General features: G+C 73.4%; 9 protein-coding genes. 6 read left to right on the top strand and 3 right to left on the bottom strand.

Annotated elements, in window-relative coordinates:
• Positions 1–13: 13 nt before the first annotated feature.
• On the top strand, positions 14–1,249 hold the full coding sequence (locus ACIRPX_RS02595; RefSeq protein WP_404187437.1) for a DUF4032 domain-containing protein: 1,236 nt from the start codon (positions 14–16) through the stop codon (positions 1,247–1,249).
• 1 nt (position 1,250) lies between these two features.
• Here the strand turns inward: ACIRPX_RS02595 and ACIRPX_RS02590 are convergent, their stop codons facing one another.
• Positions 1,251–2,123: a universal stress protein gene (locus tag ACIRPX_RS02590; protein ID WP_404187436.1), complete on the bottom strand. Its 873-nt coding sequence runs from the start codon at positions 2,121–2,123 to the stop codon at positions 1,251–1,253.
• 62 nt (positions 2,124–2,185) lie between these two features.
• Here ACIRPX_RS02590 and ACIRPX_RS02585 point away from each other — a divergent pair, with 62 nt between their 5' ends.
• The 5 genes from ACIRPX_RS02585 to ACIRPX_RS02565 all read left to right on the top strand — a co-directional run bounded on the left by ACIRPX_RS02585 (position 2,186) and on the right by ACIRPX_RS02565 (position 9,209).
• Positions 2,186–2,542 carry a VOC family protein gene (locus tag ACIRPX_RS02585; protein WP_384264931.1) on the top strand — a complete coding sequence of 119 codons (357 nt, stop codon included), beginning with the start codon at positions 2,186–2,188 and terminating at the stop codon, positions 2,540–2,542.
• Between the two features lie 129 nt (positions 2,543–2,671).
• Positions 2,672–4,348 (top strand): FAD-dependent oxidoreductase, encoded by a 1,677-nt coding sequence (locus ACIRPX_RS02580; protein WP_404187435.1) that lies wholly within the window; start codon positions 2,672–2,674, stop codon positions 4,346–4,348.
• Entirely contained in the window at positions 4,345–5,802 is a 1,458-nt protein-coding gene (locus tag ACIRPX_RS02575) for an ATP-binding protein (RefSeq protein ID WP_404187434.1), read from the top strand. The genes ACIRPX_RS02580 and ACIRPX_RS02575 overlap by 4 nt, the downstream gene beginning before the upstream one ends.
• Positions 5,799–6,152, top strand: coding sequence for a UBP-type zinc finger domain-containing protein (locus tag ACIRPX_RS02570; RefSeq protein ID WP_404187433.1), 354 nt, complete (start codon positions 5,799–5,801; stop codon positions 6,150–6,152). Before ACIRPX_RS02575 ends, ACIRPX_RS02570 begins: the two co-directional genes overlap by 4 nt.
• A gap of 102 nt (positions 6,153–6,254) precedes the next feature.
• Positions 6,255–9,209 (top strand): AAA family ATPase, encoded by a 2,955-nt coding sequence (locus ACIRPX_RS02565; RefSeq protein WP_404187432.1) that lies wholly within the window; start codon positions 6,255–6,257, stop codon positions 9,207–9,209.
• A 2-nt stretch (positions 9,210–9,211) separates the two neighbouring features.
• Here ACIRPX_RS02565 and ACIRPX_RS02560 read toward each other — a convergent pair whose 3' ends face one another.
• Positions 9,212–10,447, bottom strand: a complete 1,236-nt coding sequence (locus ACIRPX_RS02560) for an SGNH/GDSL hydrolase family protein (RefSeq protein ID WP_404187431.1) — start codon at positions 10,445–10,447, stop codon at positions 9,212–9,214.
• Entirely contained in the window at positions 10,444–12,786 is a 2,343-nt protein-coding gene (locus ACIRPX_RS02555) for a glycosyl hydrolase family 95 catalytic domain-containing protein (RefSeq protein WP_404187430.1), read from the bottom strand. Before ACIRPX_RS02555 ends, ACIRPX_RS02560 begins: the two co-directional genes overlap by 4 nt.
• Positions 12,787–12,802: the final 16 nt, after the last annotated feature.

The following is a 12,802-nucleotide window of genomic DNA, read 5'->3' as shown; positions in this document are numbered from 1 at the left end:
GGACACACGGGCCATGGCACTGCAGATCAGCGCGACGAACCCGGAGCATCCCGCGCTCCTGCTGGCCCTGCCGTGGCAGCTGCCCCTGGAGCAGTGGCCGGAGGAGTACCTGGTCCCGCTCCCGCGCGGCATATCCCGGCACGTGGTGCGCTACGCCCGTGCCGGCGAGGAGGTGATCGCCGTCAAGGAACTCGCCGAACGGCCCGCCCTGCGCGAGTACGAGCTGCTGCGCGACCTGGACCGGCTCGGCATCCCCGCGGTGGACCCGCTCGCCGTGGTCACGGGCCGCACGGACACCGCGGACCGGCCGCTGGAACCGGTGCTGGTCACCCGGCATCTGCGCGGCTCGCAGCCCTACCGCTCGATGTTCGAGACGACGATGCGGCCGGCCACCATGCACCGCCTCATGGACGCGCTGGCCGTGCTGCTCGTGCGACTGCACCTGGCCGGTTTCGCCTGGGGCGACTGCTCCCTGTCCAACACCCTCTTCCGGCGCGACGCGGGTGCCTACGCCGCCTACCTGGTGGATGCCGAGACCGGCGACCTGCACACCCAACTCAGCACCGGGCAGCGGGAGTACGACCTCGACCTGGCCCGGGTGAACATCAGCGGGGAGCTGCTGGACCTGGAGGCGTCCGGCGCCCTGCACCCGTCCGTGGACCCGATCGAGTTCGGCAGGGAGATCTGCGACCGCTACCGCGGCCTGTGGGAGGAGCTGACCCGGACCTCGGTGTACCCGGCGGGCAAGTACCAGTACATCGAACGCCGCATCCGCCGCCTGAACGACCTCGGCTTCGACGTGGCCGAGATGCAGATCGGGCACTCCTCCACCGGCGACACCGTCACCTTCGTGCCCAAGGTCGTCGACGCCGGCCACCACCAGCGCCAGCTCCTGCGGCTGACCGGGCTGGACGCCGAGGAGAACCAGGCCCGGCGGCTGCTCAACGACCTGGAGAGCTGGATGGCCACCCAGGACGACCACGCGCCCGGCGACCCGCCGGCCGCCCGCCCCGAGGTGCTCGCGCACCGGTGGGTCCGGGACGTCTTCCGGCCCACCGTGCGCGCCGTGCCCGTGCAGCTGCGCGGGTCGATGGACCCGGCGGAGATCTACCACGAGCTCCTGGAGCACCGCTGGTACCTCTCCGAGCGCGCCCAGCACGACATCGGGCTGGACACGGCGGTCGAGGACTACATCACCAACATCCTGCCCAAGGTCCGCGAGACGCTGCAGCCCACCTCCGCCGAGTGACTCAGGTGTGCGGGACCACGGCGACCGGGCAGGGAGCGTGGTGCAGCACGCCGTGCGCGACCGATCCGATGCGCGCCCCCACGGCCGTACGGCGGGCACGCCGGCCGACGACCATCAGCTGGGCCCGCGCGGCCACCGACAGCAGCACCTGGCCCGCACTGCCGATCTCCACGTGCTCGACGACGGGCACGTCGGGGAACCGCTCCCGCCACGGCTGCAGCGCGGCGGTGAGCGCCTTCCTCTCGAACGGCTCCAGACCGCCGGCCTCGTCGAGCAGGGCCATCGACCCCGGGCTGTAGGCGAACACGGGCGGCAGCGACCAGGCCCGCACCGCCCGCAGGCCGGCGCCGCGGGCGGCAGCCGTCTCGAACGCGAACCGCAGGGTCTCGGCGCTGTCCTCCGGCTCGCCCTGCTGGCCGACGACGATCTCGCGCCCGCCCGCCTCGCCCGTCGGTTGGTCGCCGGCGCGTACGAGCACCACCGGCCGCGTCGTCCCGGCGATCACCTGCTGGCCCACGGAACCGAGCAGGAAGCCCACGACGGGCCCGTGCCCACGCGAGCCGAGGACCAGCATCTGTGCCTCTTCGGCCGCCGCGACCAGCGCCTCGGCCGCGTCCCCCGGCACGATCTCGGTGACGACGTCGAGGTGCGGATGGCGCGCGGTGACGCCCCGGACCGCCTCGTCGAGCCCGTCGCGCACCCATCCCGCCTGGGTGTCCTGGTCCGCCGCCTCGATCGCCTCGTACGGCTGGAACCGCCAGGCCTGCACCACGCGCAGCGCGCACCCCCGGCGCACCGCCTCCCGGGCGGCCCAGTCCAGGGCGGCGAGGCTCTCCTCGGTTCCGTCGACTCCCGCGGTGATCGGGCGCGTCATGGTGGGTGCCTCCCCGTGTCGTGGTCACGTCGCTCGGGATCAGTCTTCACTACGCTGCCGACATGGCCTTGGAATGGGAACAACTCAACGTGGACGCCGGCGACCCCGTCGCCCTCGGGCGCTGGTGGTCCGAGGCGCTCGGCTGGGTCGTGGTCAACGACGACGCCGAGGAGTTCGAGATCCGGCCCGCGAAGGACCGGCTGCCGGGACTTCTCTTCGCCCCGGTGCCGGAGGGCAAGACGATCAAGAACCGCCTGCATCTGGACCTCCGCCCCGACGACCAGGAGGCGGAGGTCGCCCGGCTCCTCGCGCTCGGCGCCCGGCACGTGGACGTCGGACAGGGCGACGAGGTGACATGGGTGGTGCTCGCGGATCCCGAGGGGAACGAGTTCTGCGTGCTCTCCTCCCGCCGCCCCTGACCCGGCGCCTGCCGCATGGCGGAGCGAAGCGGGACGATCGAACATACGATGGGCGGGAGCCGGCGCGGCGACCGCCTCAGCGAGCGGGCTCGTCGTGCCGTCGGTCCGACCACTCGGGGTGGGAGACGTATGGCACAGACGTCCGACGCAGCGCGGACCGTCATCATGACCGTGGACGACGACCCGGGAGTGTCCCGAGCCGTCGCCCGTGACCTGCGGCGCCGCTACGGCGAGTCGTACCGGATCGTCCGCGCGGAGTCCGGGGAGTCGGCGCTGGAGGCACTGCGGGAGCTGAAGCTGCGCGGTGATCTCGTGGCGGTGATCCTGGCCGACTACCGCATGCCGCAGATGAACGGCATCGAGTTCCTGGAGCAGGCCCTCGACGTCCACCCGGGCGCGCGGCGGGTTCTGCTGACCGCGTACGCGGACACCAGCGCGGCGATCGACGCGATCAACGTCGTCGATCTCGACCACTACCTGCTCAAGCCCTGGGACCCGCCCGAGGAGAAGCTCTACCCGGTCCTGGACGACCTGCTGGAGGCGTGGCGGTGCAGCGACTTCCGGCCGGTGCCCAGCACCAAGGTGGTCGGGCACCGCTGGTCGGCGCGCTCCTCGGACGTGCGCGAGTTCCTGGCCCGCAACCAGGTGCCCTACCGCTGGTACTCCGCCGAGGAGCCCGAGGGGCAGCGGCTGCTGGCCGCGGCCGGGCAGGACGGGCAGCGGCTGCCGCTGGTGATCACGCCGGACGGGTCGCCGCTGGTCGAGCCGGAGGCACCCGAACTCGCCGCGCACGTGGGACTGGCGACGACACCCGCCGCGGACTTCTACGACCTCGTCGTGATCGGCGGCGGTCCGGCCGGGCTCGGCGCCGCGGTGTACGGGGCGTCGGAGGGGCTGCGGACGGTGCTCGTGGAGCGGTCCGCGACCGGCGGCCAGGCGGGCCAGAGCTCGCGGATCGAGAACTACCTCGGCTTCCCGGACGGCGTGTCCGGGGCGCAGCTCACCGACCGGGCCCGCCGCCAGGCGGCGAAGTTCGGCGCCGAGGTCCTCACCGCGCGCGAGGTGACCGGGCTGGAGGTCAACGGAGCGGCCCGGACGGTGCGGTTCTCCGACGGCTCCGCGGTCGCCGCGCACAGCGTGATCCTCGCGACCGGCGTCTCCTACCGGCAGCTGGAGGCACCGGGCTGCAACGACCTGACCGGGTGCGGGGTGTTCTACGGCTCGGCACTCACGGAGGCGTCCTCCTGCCAGGGCCAGGACGTCTACATCGTGGGCGGCGCCAACTCCGCGGGGCAGGCCGCCATGTACCTGTCCCGGGGCGCGAAGTCGGTGACCCTGCTGGTGCGCGCCTCCGACCTGTCCGCGTCGATGTCGTACTACCTGATCCAGCAGATCGCCGAGGCGCCCAACATCTCGGTCCGCACGCGCACCGTCGTCGAGTCCGCGCACGGCTCCGACCATCTGGAGCAGCTCACCCTGCGCGACATGGACACCGGGGCGACCGAACTCGTCGACGCGCAGTGGATGTTCGTGTTCATCGGCGCCGCCCCGCTGACCCACTGGCTGGACGGCACCGTGCGGCGCGACGAGCGCGGATTCATCCTGGCCGGACCCGACCTCACCGCGGACGGGCGGCCGCCCGCGGAATGGGAGCTGGACCGGCCGCCTTATCACCTGGAGACCAACATTCCCGGCGTGTTCGTGGCGGGCGACGCACGCGCCGAGTCCGCCAAGCGCGTCGCGTCCGCCGTCGGAGAGGGAGCCATGGCCGTGATGCTCGTCCACCGGTATCTGGAGCAGTCGTGAGCGGGCAGTTGATGCCCTGCAGCACGCAGGAGATCAGTTCGCTGTTCCTGTTCGAGAAGCTCACGCCCGAGCAGCTCGGACGGCTGTGCAGCGAGGGGCGGGTGGAGCAGTTCGAACCCGGGCCGGTGTACACGGAGGGCGAACCGGCCACCTGCTTCTACGTGATGGTCGAGGGCACGGTGGTGCTCTCCCGCCGGGTCGGCGGTGACGACGTCGAGGTGAACCGTACCTCCCAGCCCGGGGTCTACGCCGGTGCCATGCAGGCCTACATCGGGGACCGGGTCCGGCAGGTCTACAACAACTCGATGCGCGTCACGGAGCCGACGCGGTTCTTCGTGCTGCCCGCGGACACGTTCGCGGGGATCATGCAGGAGTGGTTCCCGATGGCGGTGCATCTGCTGGAGGGGCTGTTCTTCGGTTCGAAGAGCACCCAGCGGGCCATCGGGCAGCGTGAACGGCTGCTGGCGCTCGGCTCGTTGTCCGCCGGCCTCACGCACGAGCTCAACAACCCGGCGGCCGCCGCCGTGCGCGCCACGGCCACGCTGCGCGAGCGGGTCGCGAAGATGCGGCACAAGCTCGGCGTCATCTCCTCCGGCGCGTTCTCCCGCGAGGCCATCACCAAGCTGATCGAGATCCAGGAGCGCACCGCCGAACTCGTCGCCAAGGCGCCGACGTTGAGCCCGCTGGAGGCCTCGGACCGCGAGGACGCGGTCACCGACTGGCTCGAGGACCACGACATCCCCGACGGCTGGCGGCTCGCGCCCACGTTCGTGCAGGCGGGCCTGGACCTCGACTGGCTGGACCAGGTGGCGGCGGACGTCGACCCGGAGATCCTTCCCGGGGCGATCGGCTGGCTCAACTACACGGTCGAGACCGAGCTGCTGATGGACGAGATCGAGGACTCCACCATCCGCATCTCCAACCTGGTCGACGCCGCCAAGCAGTACTCGCAGCTCGACCGCGCCCCCTATCAGAACGCCGACGTCCACGAACTCCTCGACAGCACGCTGCTGATGCTGTCCGGCAAGATCGGCTCGCGCATCCAGGTCGTCAAGGACTACGACCGCACACTGCCGAGGATCCCGGGCTACCCGGCGGAGCTCAACCAGGTGTGGACCAACCTCATCGACAACGCGGTCGCTGCCGTCAACAGCATCGGCGGGGAGGGCACGTTGACGGTGCGCACCGCGCTGGAGCACGACATGCTGCTCGTCGAGTTCCGCGACACCGGACCGGGCGTGCCGAAGGAGATCCGCGGCCGTATCTTCGACCCGTTCTTCACCACCAAGCCGGTGGGCGAGGGCACCGGGCTCGGGCTGGACATCTCCTGGCGGATCGTCGTCAACAAGCACCACGGCACCCTCCAGGTCGAGTCCGAACCGGGCGACACCCGCTTCCAGGTCCTGCTCCCGCTGACCGCCCCGGCCGACGAGACCCCCGAGGAGCCCGCATGACCAGCGCCAACGGAATCGATCCCAGCGTCCCGCCGAGCGGCGCCGGCTGCGTCGAGTGCGACGAGGCCGGCGGCTGGTGGTTCCATCTGCGGCGGTGCGCCCAGTGCGGCCACGTCGGCTGCTGCGACGACTCCCCCGCCAAGCACGCCACCGCGCACTACCACGACACCGGCCACCCCGTGATCCAGAGCTACGAGCCGGGCGAGGGCTGGTTCTGGGACTTCGACCGCTCGCAGCTCTACGAGTCCGGCCCCGGCCTCGCGCCGCCGCAGAGCCATCCGGCGGACCAGCCCGCACCCGGCCCGGCCGGGCGGGTACCGGCGGACTGGACGAGGACGCTGCGGTCCTGAACGGCTGACCGGCAGGGCACGCGTCACCGGGCGGTGCGGGTTCCGCACCGCCCGGTGACGCGTGCCCGCGGTGCTGTCAGTGCTCCGTGGAAGGATGAATGCGTGTCCGAAACCCTCTTCACCAGCCCTCTGGTCGGCCGTCGCGAAGACCTCGCCCGCCTCGCCGACGTCCTGGAGCGTGCCCGCGGCGGCGACGCGGGAGCCGTCCTGGTCGCGGGGGACGCCGGGGTGGGCAAGACACGGCTGCTGGACGAGGTGGCCGTGCGGGCCGCGGGCGCCGGCATGACCGTGCTGACCGGGCACTGCGTCGACCTCGGTGACGTGGGCCTGCCGTATCTGCCGTTCACCGAGATCCTCGGTCTGCTGGCGGGCGACGAGCGGTTCGCCCCGGTCCTGGCCGCCCATCCCGTCGTGGACCGGCTGCTCGGCTCGGGGTCGGACGCGGCGCGCGACCCGGGCGGGCGGCTGCGGCTCTTCGAGGGCATGGCCGGGCTGCTGGCCGACGTGGCCGACGCCGCGCCGCTGCTGCTGGTCCTGGAGGACCTGCACTGGGCCGACCAGTCGTCCCGGGACCTGCTGCGGTTCCTGCTCAGCCGGGGCGTGCTCCAGCGGCCGGCGGGCGGGGCCCCCACGCACCGCCTGGCCGTCCTCGCCTCCTACCGCGCCGATGACCTGCACCGCCGCCATCCGCTGCGCCCGCTGCTGGCCGAGCTGGTGCGGCTGCCCGCCGTGGAGCGGCTCGACCTGCGGCCGCTGCCCGATCCGGAGGTCACCCGGCTGGTGCGGGCCCTCCAGGACCGCCCGCTGCCGGACGTCACGGTCCGGCGCATCGTCGAGCGCGCCGAGGGCAACGCCTTCTACGCGGAGGAGCTGCTCGCCGCGACCGACCCGGCGGCCGGCGGCGTGCCCAGCGGGCTGGCCGACGTGCTCCTGCTCCGCGTGGAGCAGCTCTCCGAGACCGCGCAGCAGGTGCTGCGCACGGCGGCGGTGGCCGGGCGCCGCGTGGAGCACGACCTGCTGCGGGACGCGGTCGGCCTGCCCGAGGACGAGCTGGAGTCGGCACTGCGCGAGGCGATCGGCCGCCAGCTCCTGGTCCCCGGGGGCGGGGACACGTACGCCTTCCGGCACGCGCTGGCCCGCGAGGCGGTGTACGCGGACCTGCTGCCGGGCGAGCGGGCCCGGCTGCACGGCGCGTTCGCCCGGCTGCTCACCGGGCGGGGCCACGCCGCCGAGACCGCGGCCGAGCGCGCCCACCACTACCGCGAGAGCCACGACCTGCCCGAGGCGCTCGCCGCCTCCCTGGAGGCCGCCGACCACGCCCAGCGGGTGGGCGCGCCCGCCGAGGAGCTGCGGCACCTCGAAGCCGCCCTCGACCTGTGGGCGTCGGTGGAGCCGGCGGCGCGCCCCGCGGGCGAGGGCGTCGACCGGGTGACGCTGACGCTGCGCGCGTCGGCGGCGGCCGCCCATGCCGGCGAGTCGCACCGGGCGGTGTCCCTGACCCGCTCGGCGCTCGCGAGCACCGGCCAGGACACCGACTCCGAGCTCGCGGCCCGCGTCCGGTACACACTGGCCGGCAATCTGATGAGCGTCGACAGCCTGACGGCCGCGTTCGCCTACAGCAGCGAGGCGCTCGCCATGATCCCCGCCGAGCCGCCGACCCGGACCTGGGTGTGGGCGGCGGCCACGCACGTCCTCGCGGCGCGCCACATCGGGGAGAACGACACGGCACGCCGGGTCGCCCACCAGGCGCTGCGCGTCGCCGAGCAGTTGCGGGTCACGGACGCACAGGCCGACCTCCTGATCTCCCTGGCCGTCCTGGACAGCGGCGGCCGGCGCGGCGCACGGGGCCAGGAGCGGCTGAAGCAGGCCCGGGAGCTGGCCAGGCAGGCGGCGAACGCACCGGTGGAGATGCGCGCCCTGTTCAACCTCGCCGTCGGCTCCTTCGAGGCCGGCGACCTCGAAGGCTGCCTGCCCTGGGTGACCGAGGGACTGGACCGCGCCCGCCGCGCCGGGCTGCTGTCGTCGCCGTATCCGCTGGAGATGCGCTATCTGCATCTGCTGGTGCTGTACACGCTGGGCCGCTGGGACACCTGCGCGCAGGCCGCCGCGGCCGACGAGGCCGTGCTGCCCGCCGCGGGCGGATACACCGTGGGGCCCGCGCTGTACGTGGCGCTGGCCCGCGGCGACCTGGGCGCCGTCGAGCGGGCCCGGCGTCTGCTGGAGGGCCCCTTCGACTGGATGGCCACGCTGGTCGCGGGGATCGCCCTGACCGAGGCCGCCGTGCTGCGCGGGGAGCCGGAGGCGGCCGTCGAGCGGACGCGTGCCACGATCGGCGCCCTGACCGACGACGCGGGCCACCGTCCCGACCTCACGGTCCGGCTGGCGGCGCTCGCCCTGACGGCGGTCGCCGACGCGGCCGTGGAGCTGCGGGCGGCCGGCGGCGAGGCCCACCGCTGGAAGGACACCGCGGACGAACTCGTCGAGCTGGCCCGGCAGACGGCGCGGCGCGACGACGACGGCACCCCGCAGGGTCCCGAGGGACTTGCCTGGCTGGCGCGGGCCGAGGCGGAGTGGCTGCGCGCGGTGTCCGGGCCGGACGCGGCGGCCTGGGAGAAGGCGGTGGCCGCGTTCGGCTACGGCGATGTCTACGAGCACGTGCGCAGCCAGGTCCGGTTCGCGGAGGCGTTGCTGGTGGCCGAGCGGCGCGAGGAGGCGGCCGTCCAGGCGCGCGAGGCGCGGGCGGTGGCCGAGCGGCTCGGCGCGGCTCCCCTGCTGGAGCGGATCGACGGCCTGATACGCCGCGGCCGCCTCGCCGACGCCCCGGCGGACCGGGAGCGCCCCTCGCCGCTGACCGCCCGCGAGCAGGACGTGCTGCGGCTGCTCGCGCGTGGCCGCAGCAACCGCCAGATCGGCGAGGAGCTGTTCATCTCGGGCAAGACGGCCAGCGTCCACGTCTCCAACATCCTGGCCAAGCTGGGCGCCGCCAGCCGCACGGAGGCGGTCGCGATCGCCTACCGGCAGGGGCTGATCGCCCCCGAGCCGACGGCGTCGGGCTGATCTCAGCGGCCGGCGCAGTCGAGACTCTTCAGGTCGACGGCGTCGGCCATGGCCTGCATGCCCTTGTCGGCGGGGTGCAGATGGTCGCCGCTGTCCAGGGCCGGCAGCATGCGCTCGGGGTCGTAGGGGCTGCGCAGGATGTGGTCGAAGTCGGCGACGGCGTCGAAGTCGCCGCTGGTGCGGATGAATCGGTTCACGCCCTGGCGTACCTTCTCGCCGTCCGTGTCCCATTCCGACCAGCCCTTGTACGGGCCGACGGTGGCGGCGACGACGCACTTGCCCGCCGCGTGGACCCGCGCGGCGATCTGCCGGTAGCCGGCGATCAGGTCCTGCGCGGTGACCCCGGTGTGGGCCTTGATGTCGTTGACCCCCTCGAAAAGAAGGACGGTCCGCACGCCCGGCTGGGAGAGCACGTCCCGCTGGAGGCGCTTCAGCGCGCCGGGGCCGCCGCCGTCCGCCAGGACCTTGTTGCCGGAGATCCCCTCGTTCGCCACGCCCTGCACGTCGCTGCCGGCCGCGTGCAGGCGGCGGGCGAGGTAGTCGGGCCAGCGGCGGTCGAGGTCGCTGGAGGACGCCCAGCCGTCGGTGATGGAGTCTCCGAGGGCGGCGACGGCTCCGCCGCCCGCGGGCGTGCGCACGGAGACGGAGTCCAGGTAGAACCAGGAGCCGAGCACCTGTGTCCAGGGGCCGGCGCCCTCCTCGGCGGTGTGGTCGCCCTGGGCGGCGTAGGACGTCTGCAGGGCCATCCAGTGTCCGGTCGCGGAACCTGCGGCGTCCGGTGAGTGGATGCTGACGACGAGGTCGGTCGCGGCCGGGAGCCGGCCGGGCAGGGGGTCGCTCAGGGTGGCTCCGCCCGCGGGGACGGTGACGGAGCGGGCGCCGGCGAAGGTCAGGGGGCGGTTGCTGCCGTGGACCAGTTCGGCGCCCTGCTTCCGGACGCCCGCGTAGACGCTGTCGAAGGTCACCGGCCGGTCCCCGAAGGCGTTGGAGAGCCGGATGCGCAGGTCCCTGCCCGCCGCGCTGGTGCGGACGACGAGACGGTAGGCGCGGTCGGCGACCGCCTCGCCCATGCGGTCGGCGCTCGCGGCCCAGGTGACGACGTCACGCCGGTCCACGGGCGCGCCCGTGACCACGAACCTGGGCTGCTCGGCGGACGCGTGCACCGGGGTGGCCTGGACCGCGCCGGCCAGCAGCAGGAGGGCGCCGAGGCGGCCCGCACGGGCGATGCGGGCCGTCACCGGGCGAAGTCCCGCAGGGTGACGCAGCCGCCCGGTTCCAGGGTGACGGACCTGGTGGTGCCGCCGTGGGCCACGGTGGTGGTGCGGCCGCCCACGCTGCGCACCCGCGCCTCGGTCGGCTTCCCGTCCCGCCAGCTCAGGTCGACGACGAAGCCGCCGCGGGCACCGACGCCCCGCACCGAGCCCGCGGCCGCCCAGGCCGCGGGCAGCGCCGGCAGGAGTTCGAGGTGGCCCGGGCGGGAGTACAGCAGCATCTCGGTCACGGCCGCCGGGGTGCCGAAGTTGGCGTCGATCTGGAAGACACCGTCGCCCGGTCCCAGTTCGTAGATGTCGAACAGGTTGGAAGCGGTGCCGTTGCTCCCGCCGGAGGAGGGGCGCAGGTTGTTCACGATGAGCTGGTACGCCTTGTCGGCGTCCTTCAGCCGGGCCCAGCACAGGCTGCGCCAGGCGTTGGCCCAGCCGAAGCTGTTCATGCCGCGCGCGGTGAGCAGGGCGGTGGCGCCGGCCACGATGTCGTCCGGGGTGGAGCCGTCGGGGCGGATCCGGTCGCCGGGGAAGAGCCCTACCAGGGGCGAGAGGTGACGGTGGGTGGTCTCACCGAGGTTGTCGGGGCTCATCCACTCCTCCAGCCAGCCGGTCCTGGGGCTCACCTGCGGCAGGTACAGCCGCTTGCGGAGGCCGGAAACCGTCGCCGCGTACCCAGTGTCACATTTCAGCTCCGCCGCCGCAGTGCAGAAGTGCCCGAACAGCGCCCACACGAGTTCCTGGGCGTAGGCGATGCCCTTGGCGTCGAGCGGGCCCTGGTCCGGCGACCAGTCGCTGTCGGCGATCAGGACCTCGCGCGGGCTGCCCGGCGGGGTGGTGGTGAGCAGCCGCGCCTCCCAGAACTCGCAGGCGCCCTTGAGGAGGGGGTAGATCCGCTTCAGGTGGGCCCGTGACCGCGTGTACTCGTAGTGCTCCCACAAGGTGTTGCACAGCCAGGCGTTGCCCGCGGGGTGCCACCACCAGCCGCCTCCGCCGAAGGGGTTGGTGGAGATGGCGAGGGTCCAGCCGGCGGTGTGGCCGCTGGCGTTGCGGTAGCGGTTGCGGGGGTCGCCGAACAGACGGCGGGTCAGGTCGGTCCAGGACGGAAGCTGGGCGACGCAGTAGTCGGTGAGCGCGTCGAAGCAGGAGGACAGGCCCGCCCGGTCGGCCATCCAGTAGTTCATCTGGAGGTTGATGTCGGTGTGGTAGTCGCCCATCCAGGCCGGGTCGTTGCCGTCGAGCCAGAGTCCCTGGAGGCCGAGCGGCAGGCTGCCGCGCGAGCCGGAGATCATCAGGTAGCGGCCGAACTGCACGTAGGCGGCCTCGAGTTCGGGGTCGGGCTCGCCGGTCTCCGTGCGGGCCTTGATGCGCTCCCAGGTGTCCAGAGCGCGCTGCCCGGCCGACGACGTGCCGAGCGCGATGTCGAACTGGCCGAACAGGGCGCGGTGATCGGCGACATGTGTGCGCAGCAGGGTGTCCGCCGAGTGGGCGGCGGCGTCGCGGACCTTCGTGCGGGCCAGCCGCCGGGGGTCGAGGGAGGGGTCGCGGAAGCCCTGGGCGGCGTCCGGCGCGTAGTCGGTGCCGCCGCCGACCACCACGGTGAGGTCTCTGCAGCCGGTGAAGCTGATCTGCGAGCCGGCCACCGTGACGCGGCCGCCGGTGCCGTGCGCGGTGACGGCGGCGCCGTACCTCAGGCCGTTGGGCAGCGCGGCACCGAAGGCGGTCGAGGCGCCCTCGCCGTGCGTGCCCTCCAGGGTGACGGTGCCGGTGTAGTGGCCGCCGCCGCTCTGTGTGAAGTGCAGGACGATCACGTCGTCGGGGCGGCTGGCGAAGATCCGCCGCTCGTAGGTCACGCGCGAGCGGACGTACGACGTGCTCACCACGCCCCGCGCGAGATCGAGCGTACGGCGGTAGCCGGAGACGGCCGCGAGGTCGTGGTCGGGAAGGTCGACGGTCAGCCGTCCGAGCAGGGTGAACGAGCCGAAGTCGTCGCGCCCGTAGGGGAACTGGCCGTCCGCGTCGAGCGTGTCGTTGCGGCCGCCGGTCCACAGGGTGGCGTCGGTGACGAGGAGCCGCTCGCGGCCCGGGTCGTTGCTCGCGAGGGCACCGAGGCGGCCGTTGCCGACCGGCAGTCCCTGTTCGATCATGGATTTGTCGTCGGCGGGCGCCTGCCACCGCAGCGTGTCGCGTGAACTGCGGTGGTACGTGGGCGAGTCGTCCGGGCGCTCCGGCGCGGCGTGGGCCGTGAAGGCGGGCAGGCCGGCGAGGGCGAGCAGGTCGCGTCTGGGCAGCGGGCGGGACGGACCGGTGTTCATGGCGGCTCCTACGAAG

Origin of the sequence: Streptomyces sp. NPDC101225, assembly GCF_044767585.1 — a bacterium.
GTDB lineage: Bacteria > Actinomycetota > Actinomycetes > Streptomycetales > Streptomycetaceae > Streptomyces.
Note: the sequence above shows the minus strand (reverse complement) of the source record. Positions and strands in the feature narration are given on the sequence as shown.

Bases quoted from the DNA above. Each gene is read 5' to 3' on its own strand.
- ACIRPX_RS02595 (WP_404187437.1), top strand. From the start codon at position 14: ATGGCACTGCAGATCAGCGCGACGAACCCGGAGCATCCCGCGCTCCTG.
- ACIRPX_RS02590 (WP_404187436.1), bottom strand. From the start codon at position 2,123: ATGACGCGCCCGATCACCGCGGGAGTCGACGGAACCGAGGAGAGCCTC.
- ACIRPX_RS02585 (WP_384264931.1), top strand. From the start codon at position 2,186: ATGGCCTTGGAATGGGAACAACTCAACGTGGACGCCGGCGACCCCGTC.
- ACIRPX_RS02580 (WP_404187435.1), top strand. From the start codon at position 2,672: ATGGCACAGACGTCCGACGCAGCGCGGACCGTCATCATGACCGTGGAC.
- ACIRPX_RS02570 (WP_404187433.1), top strand. From the start codon at position 5,799: ATGACCAGCGCCAACGGAATCGATCCCAGCGTCCCGCCGAGCGGCGCC.
- ACIRPX_RS02555 (WP_404187430.1), bottom strand. From the start codon at position 12,786: ATGAACACCGGTCCGTCCCGCCCGCTGCCCAGACGCGACCTGCTCGCC.